This is a genomic window from Fusibacter sp. (assembly GCF_057447755.1).
In genome coordinates, this window is sequence record NZ_JBVBZF010000076.1 from 1 (window position 1) to 13511 (window position 13511).

The following is a 13511-nucleotide window of genomic DNA, read 5'->3' on the forward strand; positions in this document are numbered from 1 at the left end:
AGTTTTAAATACGAAAAAGTAGCTGGATATAATGAGCTAGTTCTTTCGGGGCGTACTGATTATTTAATTTACGATGACCCTGAAAAAACGAAAATGAAGCTGATTGTAGAAAAAAAGTCATCTTTTTCTAAAAATCAAAAATCTAAAATTGTTAAAGGACAAGTCAGCTCAAGCCAACTTGCACAATTATTGTTGTACATGGTGATTCATAAAGTCCCTAACGGTAGGTTGGTGCAGTCTTATTATGGTTTTGACTCTGATCTTACTAGCTTAAAATTAGGTGCTGAAGCACGTTGGGATATTGAAATTGATTCAAATAATGTAGCAAAGTTTACCGGAGATGGTGTTAGATCTATAGCTGATTTACTTCGATTCTATAAAACTTTAGCAGATCTTGTTGTTAACCGCCAAATTGCACCTAAACCCCGTGCCGCTGGGTTTAAGGCACCATGTGACAGTTGTCCACTTAATCCAGTGTGTCAAGGGTACGATGAAGGTAATATCTCACCAGCACTTTTTTTCAAAAACGCTAGATCTTTACTTGAGGCTTACCCTGCAAACCCCAGTAAAGCCACTATAACTCATTACAAAAGACCCATGAAACAATCATTTTTTGGAAAGCATTCTTACATTATTAAAGGAGAAAAAACCGATGTTTGAATTTGATTTAAGTACAAAAACTACTGCTAGCGCAGAAGAGTTGAGAAAAAAAGCGACTAGCAACCGGTTCATTAGCCGACCTGGAGAGTACACTCTGAATATTTTGAGTAGGGAAATTACAAAAATCAACGGGTCTGATCCCAGTTGGTTTAATACAAAAATTGTAACTGAAACCGCGGACGGACTGCAATTTGGCCTCTACCCTCTGATCCCCAAGACCGCAGCGAATAATTTCGCCTTCAAATCCCCTACCATGACAGAACCGTCCGATTTTGCATTAAAGGGAATCTTCAATTTTCTTACCGGTCTTGGGGTTCAGATCGAGGACTTTAACGACATTCCAGCCATTTGCAAGGCACTTTTCCATGATTCAGATATTATGGTCGGAAAAAAGATTAATGTAGCTATAGGGTACAAAGGCATCCATGTCAAATGGGTGAAAAAAGACGACAATGGTGACAATTTGTATCAAGCATTTAATAACGATGAAGTTTTTACTATAGGCGAAGATGAAAATAAAGTCATCTCCAATAGCTTACCTAGCGCCGATGCGGTGGTCAACTGGCTAACTGGATTAGGTATCGAAGAAAAGAAGATAGGAAAATTCCCACAAATACTTAAATTCTTGTCAGCGCCTCAGCAAATTAATGTACTAGAACCAGCCTCACCAGAGGCAGTGGCCGAAGTTAGTGAAAATCCCTTTGCATAACAGGTATTAGATGAAATTCTATAGAGAATTTAGCAGACAAATGTGGTCCCGTTATGGGACCATGTTTCCCATAACACATCTTCCTAGATGTGGTTATAGTTCTCTTTATGCTGTGTCCGAAGAAGATGCCCGCATTATTCAAAACGAAGGGCATTCTAGAAATAGAGATAGATTTAAGGTCTACAGCGATACTCTTTACATGGATTTTGATGATGGTGACGCAACACTATGGAATGCTCTACCTAAATTGTTAGAGCTGAATGCACCTTTAAAGATATATTTTTCAGGCAAAAAGGGGTATCACGTGGCTTTACCTATACAACCAATGTATGGCCATAACGTACCTGAATTCCAGAAAGTTTTTGTCACTAAACTGGGGATTGCATGTGACCACAGCCTATATCAACATGGTAGACTTTTTTCTAACCCAGGCAGAGTGCACCCTAAAACAGGGGTGCCCAAACACCTAATACTAGAACTGTTTGAAGGGGAAGCACTAAAGATCCCAGAGTTCATTGTGGTAGAGAAAAAGAAAAAGATTGACTTAGAAAAAGATATTGATCATTTAAGATTTGGATTAATGAGATTACTGCAATTAATTGCCAATGAGCCTATGATCGGGGATCGACACACTGGGATTTGGGGTTGTGCCACTACTTTGAGAGACGCCGGGTTGTCTGAAGAAGCCGCCCTAGAAATTCTCTCAATGGTAAATGAGAGCTGGAAAAACTCAAAAGACCCAGAGGAAATCGAAGCGGCGGTTACACAAGGATATAAATAAATGGATGATTTTTCACGAAACCAGTTAATACGCGGCATGCGTAAACAATTTATGATGTCTGAACTTAGAAAAGAGGCATTAAATAGGGCTCGTACCTCAGTTCTTAAGATAAAAAAGGATGGCACGGTACAACAACGACTATGTAAAAAAACAGGAAAAATGGTCCCAATGTACACTCATACATATACTTGTGAAAAGTGTATTCGCCACGGGTTAACTAAACAAGATGCAAAAGTAGACCATATCTCCCCTGTGCAGCCTTACGACATTCAAGCCAAAGAAATCGGATCAGCTAAATTTAGTTTAGGTGCTTATGTTGATAGGCTTTGGTGTAGCTTAGATAACCTGTGGGTTTTGTGCAAAACATGCCATGATCAAAAAACGGCCCTCGAAAAGAAGATACGGGCTAGGTGGAGAGCACATTTTAAAGGCACATCCACCCCTCCAAAACCCATGGATGGTAGAAAGTTTGATGAATATGAACTTTAGAGGATACGATTTAAGGCCAGTTCAACTGAAGGCCATACCTTTTCTACAAAGTCCAGAAAAATTTGTAGGGGCAGAGTTATTAACCGGTTCTGGGAAAAGTTTACTGGCCGTATATTTACAAGATCATTCGGATTTTTGTGATATTATCACATGTAACAACAATTTAGCCACTGAACTTGCGGAAAAATTTGAACTCAATGCTGTTATGGGACGTACTAACTATGCGACTAAGCGAGAGTACAGGGCAGCACATAAAATTGCGAGTGAATCCAAGAATTGTGTTTTTAATCCAATGAGCTATATTTTTCACCAATTATCATGGGGCTTTAGAACACCGAAAAAGATAGTTATTGATGAAGCACACAAATTGATTCCATTTGTGCGATCGGCAGCGCACTTCACTTTAAAGTTAGAATCGGCCCAAGAATATGCATCCATTAAGAAAAAAGGTACCGATGAAGTCGACGAATGGGCCGTTCACTCTATTTTGTCTAGAAAGTTTTCAAAGTTGAAAACTTTAATAGAAAAATATGAGACAACAAAACCAGATCAAGCGGTTAAATGGCAAGCAGAAATGATGCACATCGCATTTTTATACGAAACGGTTGTTAGCTGTGCCCCTGATTATACTTTTGAATTACGAAAAACCAAGGGAACCGTATTAAGTTACGAAGTTGTTATTACCCCGGTTTTTGTACCAAAATTAATTATGAAAAAGTTTTTTAATGCTGATCAAATTGTATTTTTATCTGGCACAATGCCAAAAACGGTATTCGATGAACTGTGTTTTGAGGATGCAGCCAAGATTTACCAGCAATTTGAACACCCAACTCCAAGGGAGAATAGAGCTATTCATTGGGTGCCGGTGGCCTCAAAATCCAGAAAAATACCTGAAGAATGGGTGCAGCAATTAAAACCCATTTTAACGAAACATAAGAACATAGTCTTTCACTGTACATATGGAGATGCTCCTAAAATTGCCAACTTATTAACCAACATGGGGGTGCCTAAAACCAGTATTTTCACGTATAATAGTAAGTCATCAAAATCAGATTCAGTAGCTAAGTTTAAATATTCCGGCGGTATTCTATTGGCTTGTGGTTTAGACGAAGGTATTGATTTTCCTTATGAGGAGTGTGATGCGGTTATCGTAGGGAGAATTCGTTACCCATACATCGGTGATCAGGACGTCTCTAAACGATTGGCTCAACCCAACGGGCAAGTGTGGTATGACGTAACCACGGCTAGTAGCTTGTTTCAACAATTGGGCAGGGGTTGTCGAGCACCGGATGATAAATGCAGCATGTACGTATTTGACCCACTATTCCCTAAATTGATTACTAAAACTAAAAAACATATCAATAAGTCATTAACCAGTGCTATTTCATGGAGTTAGTTTGATGGCAACCAAATATTTGTTTTTATCCACAATTCACAAAGGATATGACCCGGAAGTACTTGAACTTTTAGCAAATTTCCGCAAACACTACGAATTAATGCCGATACACTTGGGAAAAATTTGTACAGACGAAGAATTGAAAATGTTGACTAATCGTCAAATGAAAATAAAGACCTTTGACAAACAAAAGGAAGAGATTTCCAAGGTTACAAATATGGCCCCCAGGGACGCTGAATTAGCTGTAGTCGAGGCTTTCGAATATCTTTGTAGCCTAGGAAGCACTAATATTGCGGATGTTTGCTGGGAAGAGATGGTACCTGAACATGTGGAGCATATATCCACTTACGATAAACGATTATTAACTGCATATTTAGGCGGCATGATCAGACAAATTCTATTAACCACTGAAGTTTCTAGGCTCTATGATGCCCAACAAACTAGGGTAGACATACTTCGCGGGTACATGCCAGAACTTCAGTTTTTAATCAATGATGCCAGTATTTTGCCGGGCACTGAAGGTTTAGATGATGCATTATGGAATGAAATGAATTTAGGTGCCCATTTAAAAGCCTCAGCAACTATGGCAAATGGAGATAAAGTTACTGGTAATCCCATAACCTCTAGAGTTCTTTCATACTATCGGCTTAGAGGGCACAGTTGGATTCTACCTCATGGTATTCCTGCAGCCGAGGCCATTCCGGACGAAGGTCTGAATCAGGCCAAAAATTATTTTACCACTGGTTCACTGCGATTTGACAGGCATGCTAGTAAAGCATCTGATTACTACAAAGCAAAGAATATTGCCGGTGCGCTCATGGTAGTTGTTGATAACGGTCAATTTTTTACCAAACAAATTTTTATTGACGAAATAGATGGGGAACTGGCTATCCTAGATGATGGATTAGTGTTTTTTAAAGATAAAATCATTGAAGCCGGTCGCGATAATACGGCTATTCATGTTACTGATGTACATTTACCTTATCAAAATGCTGGGGTTATGGGGGCGATTAAGTACTTAGCTGAAGCCCTAAGGCCAATATATTTTTATGATGGAGGGGACACGTCCAATATCGATAGTTTTAACCCCCATGGAGGGCAAGCATGGGGTGAGCTGGAAAATAAACGTTTTGCCACTGATTTAGGGGCTCTACGTGGATATACTAAATTTATCGATGATTTAAAGGTTTTTAAATACAAAACAATTATTGATTCCAATCACATGGATTGGGTTGATAGATTTTTAGAAAAGGTTCCAGCTTTAAAAGGTTTTATTGACTGGGACACTCTAGGAAAAAAATATTTTAAGGGTTGGAAGATAATGCATCGCAGTCATGCTCAAGATTCTATCGTAAGGTTTATGGATATTGTGCTGAGGCACGGTGATCAAGAAAACCTTTATCAAGCCTTTTTACTATTTGTCAAGTATATCGGTGGGCACTTCCATCGTCGCATGGGGTTAGGAAGGGTTGCTAAAACTGGGCCGGGGTGCAATCTTAATGCGAAATACCTCAAAGGGTCTCAAACCGCTTGGCAGAATGAAATTACTACCTTAACGGGTTATAAAGGAGTTGCATCTTTTTCAATTAAGACTGTTTTACATAAAGAAAATACTTCAAGATTACTTTTTAGAAATGAAATCGTGGAATTTCCCCATGTTCAATTAGAAATTATCAAAGATTAAGGAGATTTTTATGGATATCAAGAGCTTAGATTTCAGTAACTTAGACAAATATGCGTCAAATCCTTCATTTGCCCTTAGTGCGATTATTATCGGACCTTCGGGCTCAGGCAAATCCTCGGTTTTAAGAACCTTGACTGGCAAGGTGATGTATCTCCACGGATCAGATGAGCAACATGGGGCGGCCCAAGCTTCAGGGGGTAGAGCTGAAATAATGGCATATAATTGGGGATTACATCCTGTTACTAGGGAAAAGTTAACTAGCGTCGAATCATTTGATCTTTTAAATATGTTATTACAAAAAGATGTAATTGAAAAAAATGGGATTACCGCCATTGCGTTGGATTCTGCAACTTCCTTGGAAAAAATGGTTAAGGGGTTGCCACAATGGGCTGCCGATTGCTTGACTAAAGAGGGTAAACACAATTCATTTGCAGAGTCCAGCGTTACTCAAAAGTATATTGATAAGATCACTGAAAGACTTTTTATGCTACAAGATCAACTTGGGATTGATGTAATTGTTACCTGTATAGCCGATGCTAAGAGTATGACTGATAACGGTGAGTATGATGAAATTAGACCGCGATTAGCCACCTATAGTACTGCCGAAGGCACTATCCAACAATTTGCAGATGTTTTATTAGTAGGTCCTGTTACAGTTCCTACGGCGGATGGACCGGTTACCGGCCACTGTTTTCAATTTAATGGGCAAATAAAAAGAGAGTCAAAGGACCTAAACGGCACTGTAAAAAAGTTTTTAAATTTTACCCCAAGAATCACTTGTAAAAATAGTACTACTACATACAAGAGGCTAATAAGAGCTGACTTAGATTTAGTTAAAGAAATTAAAAACAAGTAAGAGGTTGGTGTGAAATACGCAGCAATTGACTTTGAAACTGGAGAAGAGAAAAAGCAGGGGCTGGAGGCCTCTGTTAATTACTATAAACACACCTTCAAAGCCTGGTCATTGGCGGTATCTTGGCGAAATGATTCCAATCATTTATGTAATGCCTTTACAGACAATCCCAGGGAAATCCGAGATTGGTTGGCAGAGCTAGGTACCCGTCAAACTCCTATAATCACACACAATCAAGCTTTTGAATACGGGGTCATGTTGAATAAATATTCGGACATTTCTCTTAACTGGCATGCTGACACTATGCGACTAGCATTCATGGCAGATGGAGGGGGCAAGTACGGGGGTGAGTATCAAGAAGATGACGAGGGTTATAGGCAGGGGTTGGGGCTAGAGGACTGTGCCTCTAGATTTCTTTCTTTGGAAAATCGAGAACATAAAGCAATAGCCCACGATTACCTTAAAGAACACCATAAAATAACTAAACACTTTGGTAAATTTTTACATCTATTACCGAGAGATATCCTAAAACCCTATAATACCGGTGATACGGATATAACTCTAATGCTGTACGAAACATTAATTGTACTTTTAGAAGAAATGGGTATCAATTGGCTACATAATTGGCCCCTTTTCGATATTAGGGCAAAACTTACGGCACACTCTAAAAGTGTCGGAGTGGACGTTGATATGAACCCGTTATTGGCTGAAATAATACGACTAGAAAAAGTAAAAGAGGACGTTGAAAAAGAGTTTAGGGAATTTGGGGGTCGAGAGTTACTTGACTGGGAGTGGAAGAGAGCCATGCAGTGGGTTGACGATGTAAAAACTGATAAAGGTAAAGTCAAGAGGTTTGAATCACTGGCCACTGACCAAAAAAAGATCGAAGAGCACTATCGATTAAAACTATCCTCTACCAGCCAACTAGCGGATTTTCTTATGAATGTCAAGGGGGTGCAGCCAAAACTTTTCACCAAGCCACAAAAAAATCGAACGTCCAAAAAAGAATTTGTACCCAAACCGTCTTTTAAAAAAGATCATTTAGGGCAATGGGGTGAGGGGGGAGAAATTTTACAAAAAATTGGGCAGACCAACATAGTGTTAGCCCAAGCTTGCAACGTTTATTTGATGGCTGAGGAGTATGACGGTAAGTGTCACTTTGACCTACGACCTATGGGCACGGCTTCCGATAGAATGTCCTCAAAATTGGAGAGTTAAAATGATGCATTCCCATACTTTAGAGAAAATGCGACAAAAAGTAAAAGAAGATAAGCATACACCTAGATTCAATGCCTTGGCCATGGCGCGCAAATCCGAGGCTTTTATGAGATGTTTACGGGCGGCCCCTGGCAAGCTACTTGGGGGTGCCGATGTAAGTTCATTAGAACCAACTATATCAGCTGAATTTTCCAAAGATAAGTATTATTGCTATGCTACTAGGGACGGAATTGGGAAAACCCCCTTTATTGACGAGCGCGGGGTACTAATGATTGATGATATTTATCTAATGTTTGGCTCCATGGTACCACGATTAGGTGATCAAATAAAGGAAGCTTTTGTTACTGAAGATCTGTTTGCAGCCTATATGGAAGATAAGGAATCGGTGACAAAGGGGCACCCCAAGATTAAAGGCTTACGACAAAAAATATTCAAACCCAGTGCCCTAGGACTGGAGCGGGGTATGGGTTGGAAAAAGCTACAAAGTGATCTCCTCGAAAAAGGGGGTGTTGAGACAACGGTAACAGAAGCAAAGGGAATTGTCAAAGCTTACTGGGATTTATTTAGTGATCTTAGGGTTTTGGGAGATAGTTTAGCCATAGAAGTTGAAAAACAAGGGTTTTTTACTACACCATTTGGGGTTGCTATCCATTGTGAACCTCATAAGGGATTGGCTTTTTTCACTCAAGCGGTTGGTATGGGTGTTTTAGATTTAATGCAAGCAAAGTATTACACTAGGGTTGGGTTTGATAAATACGTAGCAACTATCCATGATGAAATGCTTTTTCAGATACCAGAGGATTTCAAAGACGAGAATACTAGGATTTTTACTGAGTGTTTAGATTCCCTCAACGCTAGCTTAAAATGGTCCGCTCCAATACGAATGACCCCCCAATATGGAAAATCTTTCTGGGATATCAAATAATTACAAGTTAAACTAAATTTTAAAAACCAGATGACCGAAAAGACAATATAACAAAAAATGAGGTCTTTATGGTCATTTTACTATCAAAACCAAGAATGATGGAGTTATTAGGTGCTGAAATCATTAATATTGGCAATGATAATAGTAGAGTCGAGCAACAATCATCGAGCAGTGTCTCCGAAAGGGGCAAAAGGACTAATGCAATTGATGCCGATAGGAGCAAAAGAAGTCGAGAGGATAAGTAACCTCAGTTGTAAAAAATTATTTAATCCAAAAGTTAACGTTCAGTGTGGGACCACCCTTTTTGACTATTACTTAAAACGTAGTAATGGGTCTATACGCAAAGCCTTGATTTTATACAACTCTGGGTATTATGGCCTTAGGGCTCGTAAATTGCCTCGTGAGACGCGAGAGTACTTGACTAAGGTCTGCACATTAACCAACTGTGAAACGGTCCTAGAATCGTCGATTTGGGGCCCTTATTGGATTGATCAACCAAACCCATTACGGAGAATACCTTGAAGATAGTTATTGCCGGGTCACGAGACTTAGATAGCCATTTTGTATTAAACATATTGCTGGGCAATGCCAAATCAATTCGGGATTGGGCGTGTAAAACATTTAATGTCAATATTAATGATGTTGTCTGGCTAACCGGAATGTGCCCAACGGGCGCTGACAAGTTTCCAATTATGTGTGGCCTATCGTATGAGCCTTATGAAGCCGAGTGGAAAAAATTCGGAAGATCAGCAGGGCCTATTCGCAATGAGCAAATGGCAAACGATGGTGATGGATTGTTGTTAGTCTGGGACGGTAAAAGCCGCGGTTCACATGATATGAAAAAACGTATGCTTATAAAGGGCAAACCTGTATTTGAAATAATCATAACACAAGGAATACACGATGAAGTATGTATACAGATGCAATCATTGTAACTATGAGTATGAGGTAGAGCATTCCATTGCAGATTGTGATTATCCTAGATATTGTGGTAAATGTGAACAAGAGGTGCGACGAGTTTTACAACCAGTAAAGCATATTGGCCCAAAAGTTAAACCAGGTTCTGCAGAAATTAATGCCTATAGAGAGCATTGGCAACAACATGCACTTGATAAAAAGCGAGGTTTTAAGAAATGAAAGAACGCCGTGAATTTCCCGAAGAGGAAGTGATGAAAACAGAAATAATGGATTCATTCACAAAGACATTACGAAGCAAGTTTCCCCCTAAATACGTTATAGTAGGGCCACTCGTAGTGGTGGCTGCTCTCGTTATTTGGTTTTGTGTGCCAACCAAAGTGCAACATTTACAAGATTGTCAAAGCCTTGCAAATGATTTGTGGCGCCCGCTGACCGCTACTGCGATGATTCCTTTGAAAGGTAGGATAGGGCCATATAAAGTAGTAACGACACATAATACAGGTATTATCGACTTCTTATACCCCGATAATTTGGGGTATGAGTGTCGTTTAAACAATAAACAAGCTTGGTATATTATTCTTAACCCCAACCAAGGAGTAGCTTTATGAGCGAACCAAAAGCAAAGCGCAACAATCTTAAAGACATAAAACCTCAATTTAGGTATTTGCACCCTGATCTGATAAACGCGTGTGTAAGACCGTATTCCAGTTACAAACCGCAGATTCTTTTTAGTACTAAGATAGCGATAGAGCTTAAGGACCTTTTGCTAGGTGTAGCCTCTAATATAGCGCTTAACCATTCAGATGCACTAGCACAGTGTGCATATGGTATGATGGCTGGGGCTATTAAGTATGACCCGTGGAATTTTTTGAATGGGTTCACTACATCAGATATTCTTGATAGCCTTGAGCGCCACACGTATGAGTATCTACGTAATCCCAACGTCATTGACCCAGACGCTTCACAAATTTTGAAGAAAGGATATGGAGATAACGCCCCCTCTATATACCATTATGGTTTAATTTTAACCAATATTAATATGTATCTATGGCTAACCCTTAACGGGGGTTTGGTGGAAGATCGAGGCTACATTCTATGGGAGCAACAACACAATGAATCAAAATGAGTTTGCTAAACAAATATCCAAATGGTACCCAGAAAAAACTGAAGAACAGTTACAGCGCTGGGATGAAAATGGAAGCGAGATTACTAAATCTATCTTACTGGTTTTATATACGGTGAGGCGATTGTCAAAAGTTATGAAAGCCACTAAATACGGAAAAGAACTAAGTGTTAACCACTTGGTTTCTTTGGATACAATAGTTCAAGTTATTTTAAATGCACCCTCCAATGAGTTTGTTGACCCTAAGTGGCGGCAATTTCATGATATTATTCACTATACAACCGGTATGGTGGAGGAATCTACTGAAATACTTGAGCAAGTTTTTACTTCAATATGTGAACGTAAACCGTATAATAAGGACGAACTCCTAAATGAATGTGGGGACTTACATCACTATATGACCCGTTTCACTGAGATGATGGGGTTTGGCCTGGGGCAAATTCGGGAGGCCAATTACAATAAATGTCACAAGCGCTTCGGTGATAACTATACTGATCAAAAAGCAATAGAAAGGAAAGATGAAAATGAGTAAAAAAGTTAAAACGATTACACAAGCCAAGAAAGTTGTCAACAATTACAAAGGTGTGCATTGACAGATAATAAAAGGTTATTGTGGGTCATACCACGACCCAAAGATTGGTTTTTTAGAATACAAAGGAGAAAGCCGGTGCCAAAGCCAAACTTTCAAGTAGTGAAAATTGTATACACAGCCGATGAAGTGCTAGACTGCCTTAAAGAGGCATACCACACTCTCTTAGTGGTAGATACAGACGGTTGTGAGGCAGAAAAAAGGTTGCTGCAAGACACGATTGTGACTATTAGTGTGTGTACTTTTCAAACCATGCAAGGCAGATTACGAAAAATGCACCTGAATTTGTTGAAAAGTAAGCTGTTCTTATTAGGTGTAGCCATTGATCTTAGCGTTATGGAAAGTTTTATCGAGAATCAAGCACTAAAGAAGTAGCCACAAGGCTACTTACAATTCAATTCTTTTCTTGGCACTGACTTTGGTTTAGGGGGCTCTAGCAGCCCTAATTCTATAAAAGCACTTGTCAATATAATTCCAGCTAAGATCCATTCTAAATATCTCATGTATTATCTCCTTTGTTATAACTACTATCGCATAAAGATTTCAAAAACTTTAGCTAAAGAAATCTTACATTACGACCGACAAGGGTATAACTTGATTTAATCATAAAACGGGACTTATTATGAGTAACAATACGATTGATTTTAGACACTTGAACTTACCTTTCTATAAACAAGTGGCCGCAGGACAAATACCGGGTCATGAAATAATCACTAAGTTTGCTACAAATGAAGATTTAGACACGGCTGCTTATGAAGAGATTTGGCACACTAATAATGGTACAGCGAATCAAACCGCCCAAATCAACCCTATCCTAACCCCCACCACATTTACTTTAAAATCAACTAGTCTCAACGACGATATTGCTGGCACAGGCATGAGAAAAGTTGAGGTTTTCTATATAGATGCTAATTTTATGTTGGCTTCAGAGGTGGTCGATATGGCTGGTACAGCGGCGGCGGTGACTTCCGGAACCGGTTATGCCATCTGGCGTATGAAAGGTTACGAGGTGGGGACATATGGAGACGGTAATGCTGGCAACATTAGAGCGTATGGAACTGATCAGGCGGGCGGGGATATAGCTGCCAATATTCAGGCATATATGCCAGCCGAGGGGACGTTGGGCAAGGGTAGCACCTTAATGACACAGTTTTGGGTTCCGGTAGATAAAGTGGCAGAATTACTGTGGTTGGATGTAAGTTTTGCTGCTGACAAAACCGTCAATGTAGATCTTCAAATCCAAGAAAATGCCAATGTATTTACTCCCGGTAGCACGCCACCGATGTCTCCTTGGCGTACAATATGGCATAGCCATCACTCAGACGTAATTGACTTGGCTAGCCCCGTGATTATACCATCGAATACGAAGATACGGGCTATAGGAATTGCCTCTGGGGTAAAAACCGAGGTATCAGTGAATTATCAATTAATGTTAAAACCGGTTTAAAGGGGTTATCGTGTTAACATTATTCTTTTTTATTTGGATGTATTACGATCCAATAGAGCGTAGAGCTTGGTTAACTCTGGAGTTAAGAAATAAATTAATAGTAGTCACCTGCCTATTAGTGGTAGAGGTAGCTAATATACTTTTTTGGTCAACTCTGACTTCCGTAATAACAAAGGTATTCCTATGATTAAGTACAAAAGAGGCATTATTTCATCGACACATAACCTGCGTATACGCTACAATAGTCAAGGATTTGGGGTTGTGGGGGAAGTATCTGATGGATATCGAAATCAAAATGTATTCATGAAAAATTTTACAGATACAGAATCTGCTAAAGAAGTATTAATGGGATCTAAATTATCAGATACGTTTGACCGATTAGATTACGCAGATTCACAGGAAAAACACGCAATTCAACGTGAACATGAATTAAGGAGAATATCTAATGGGTAATAAACTAGACAAAGTACAGTATAAAAATGTTATAATAGGACCTTTTAATACCTTGGAAGAATTGAATAGTATTTGGTATCGCCTGAGGGAATTAGGGTGGCTATCACCGGATCAAGGGGAGGAACCCTGGGATGAAGAAGATTTTTGTTACCATTCTATTGAAAAAGGGCGCAAATATGTAAAATTGTATAAAAAGAAGGGCGAATTTGGCTTATATAAAGCGAAAGCAGTGGAAAGTGTAGAAACATTTCTGAAAAATACCGAAG

At 39.3% G+C, this 13511-nt stretch carries 20 protein-coding genes; all 20 read left to right on the top strand.

From position 1 onward, the window contains the following. Positions 1-660, top strand: a 660-nt coding sequence (locus AC220I_RS10695; RefSeq protein ID WP_486723818.1) for a PD-(D/E)XK nuclease family protein, incomplete at its 5' end; no start/stop codon positions are given. After that, positions 653-1369: a hypothetical protein gene (locus AC220I_RS10700; protein WP_486723819.1), complete on the top strand. Its 717-nt coding sequence runs from the start codon at positions 653-655 to the stop codon at positions 1367-1369. The genes AC220I_RS10695 and AC220I_RS10700, both read left to right, overlap by 8 nt. A gap of 10 nt (positions 1370-1379) precedes the next feature. Continuing rightward, positions 1380-2150 carry a hypothetical protein gene (locus tag AC220I_RS10705; protein WP_486723820.1) on the top strand — a complete coding sequence of 257 codons (771 nt, stop codon included), beginning with the start codon at positions 1380-1382 and terminating at the stop codon, positions 2148-2150. Further along, positions 2151-2639: a hypothetical protein gene (locus AC220I_RS10710; protein WP_486723821.1), complete on the top strand. Its 489-nt coding sequence runs from the start codon at positions 2151-2153 to the stop codon at positions 2637-2639. Next, the gene (locus AC220I_RS10715) at positions 2608-4035 is read left to right on the top strand and encodes a helicase C-terminal domain-containing protein (protein ID WP_486723822.1); all 1428 of its coding nucleotides are present in this window, start codon (positions 2608-2610) and stop codon (positions 4033-4035) included. Before AC220I_RS10710 ends, AC220I_RS10715 begins: the two co-directional genes overlap by 32 nt. Positions 4036-4039: 4 nt before the next feature. Then, positions 4040-5719, top strand: coding sequence for a hypothetical protein (locus tag AC220I_RS10720; protein WP_486723823.1), 1680 nt, complete (start codon positions 4040-4042; stop codon positions 5717-5719). A gap of 10 nt (positions 5720-5729) precedes the next feature. Further along, positions 5730-6575 (top strand): DEAD/DEAH box helicase family protein, encoded by an 846-nt coding sequence (locus AC220I_RS10725; RefSeq protein WP_486723824.1) that lies wholly within the window; start codon positions 5730-5732, stop codon positions 6573-6575. 9 nt (positions 6576-6584) lie between these two features. After that, on the top strand, positions 6585-7790 hold the full coding sequence (locus tag AC220I_RS10730) for a hypothetical protein (protein WP_486723825.1): 1206 nt from the start codon (positions 6585-6587) through the stop codon (positions 7788-7790). Position 7791: 1 nt separating this feature from the next. Next, the gene (locus tag AC220I_RS10735; RefSeq protein WP_486723826.1) at positions 7792-8715 is read left to right on the top strand and encodes a hypothetical protein; all 924 of its coding nucleotides are present in this window, start codon (positions 7792-7794) and stop codon (positions 8713-8715) included. Between the two features lie 68 nt (positions 8716-8783). After that, positions 8784-8960: a hypothetical protein gene (locus tag AC220I_RS10740; protein WP_486723837.1), complete on the top strand. Its 177-nt coding sequence runs from the start codon at positions 8784-8786 to the stop codon at positions 8958-8960. After that, on the top strand, positions 8887-9237 hold the full coding sequence (locus AC220I_RS10745) for a lytic transglycosylase domain-containing protein (protein ID WP_486723836.1): 351 nt from the start codon (positions 8887-8889) through the stop codon (positions 9235-9237). Before AC220I_RS10740 ends, AC220I_RS10745 begins: the two co-directional genes overlap by 74 nt. Further along, positions 9234-9650 (top strand): hypothetical protein, encoded by a 417-nt coding sequence (locus AC220I_RS10750; RefSeq protein WP_486723827.1) that lies wholly within the window; start codon positions 9234-9236, stop codon positions 9648-9650. Before AC220I_RS10745 ends, AC220I_RS10750 begins: the two co-directional genes overlap by 4 nt. Then, positions 9619-9852 (top strand): FmdB family zinc ribbon protein, encoded by a 234-nt coding sequence (locus AC220I_RS10755; RefSeq protein ID WP_486723828.1) that lies wholly within the window; start codon positions 9619-9621, stop codon positions 9850-9852. The genes AC220I_RS10750 and AC220I_RS10755 overlap by 32 nt, the downstream gene beginning before the upstream one ends. Continuing rightward, entirely contained in the window at positions 9849-10241 is a 393-nt protein-coding gene (locus AC220I_RS10760; protein ID WP_486723829.1) for a hypothetical protein, read from the top strand. Before AC220I_RS10755 ends, AC220I_RS10760 begins: the two co-directional genes overlap by 4 nt. After that, complete coding sequence (locus AC220I_RS10765) at positions 10238-10759, top strand: dATP/dGTP diphosphohydrolase domain-containing protein (protein ID WP_486723830.1); 522 nt, start codon at positions 10238-10240, stop codon at positions 10757-10759. Before AC220I_RS10760 ends, AC220I_RS10765 begins: the two co-directional genes overlap by 4 nt. Beyond that, the gene (locus tag AC220I_RS10770; protein WP_486723831.1) at positions 10746-11288 is read left to right on the top strand and encodes a nucleoside triphosphate pyrophosphohydrolase family protein; all 543 of its coding nucleotides are present in this window, start codon (positions 10746-10748) and stop codon (positions 11286-11288) included. The genes AC220I_RS10765 and AC220I_RS10770 overlap by 14 nt, the downstream gene beginning before the upstream one ends. A gap of 135 nt (positions 11289-11423) precedes the next feature. Further along, positions 11424-11720: a hypothetical protein gene (locus AC220I_RS10775; protein ID WP_486723832.1), complete on the top strand. Its 297-nt coding sequence runs from the start codon at positions 11424-11426 to the stop codon at positions 11718-11720. Between the two features lie 247 nt (positions 11721-11967). Next, a complete protein-coding gene (locus AC220I_RS10780; RefSeq protein ID WP_486723833.1) occupies positions 11968-12792 on the top strand; it encodes a hypothetical protein in 825 nt (274 codons plus the stop codon). A gap of 183 nt (positions 12793-12975) precedes the next feature. Then, positions 12976-13245, top strand: a complete 270-nt coding sequence (locus AC220I_RS10785) for a hypothetical protein (protein WP_486723834.1) — start codon at positions 12976-12978, stop codon at positions 13243-13245. After that, the coding region (locus AC220I_RS10790) for a hypothetical protein (RefSeq protein ID WP_486723835.1) at positions 13238-13511 on the top strand (274 nt) is incomplete at its 3' end. The genes AC220I_RS10785 and AC220I_RS10790, both read left to right, overlap by 8 nt.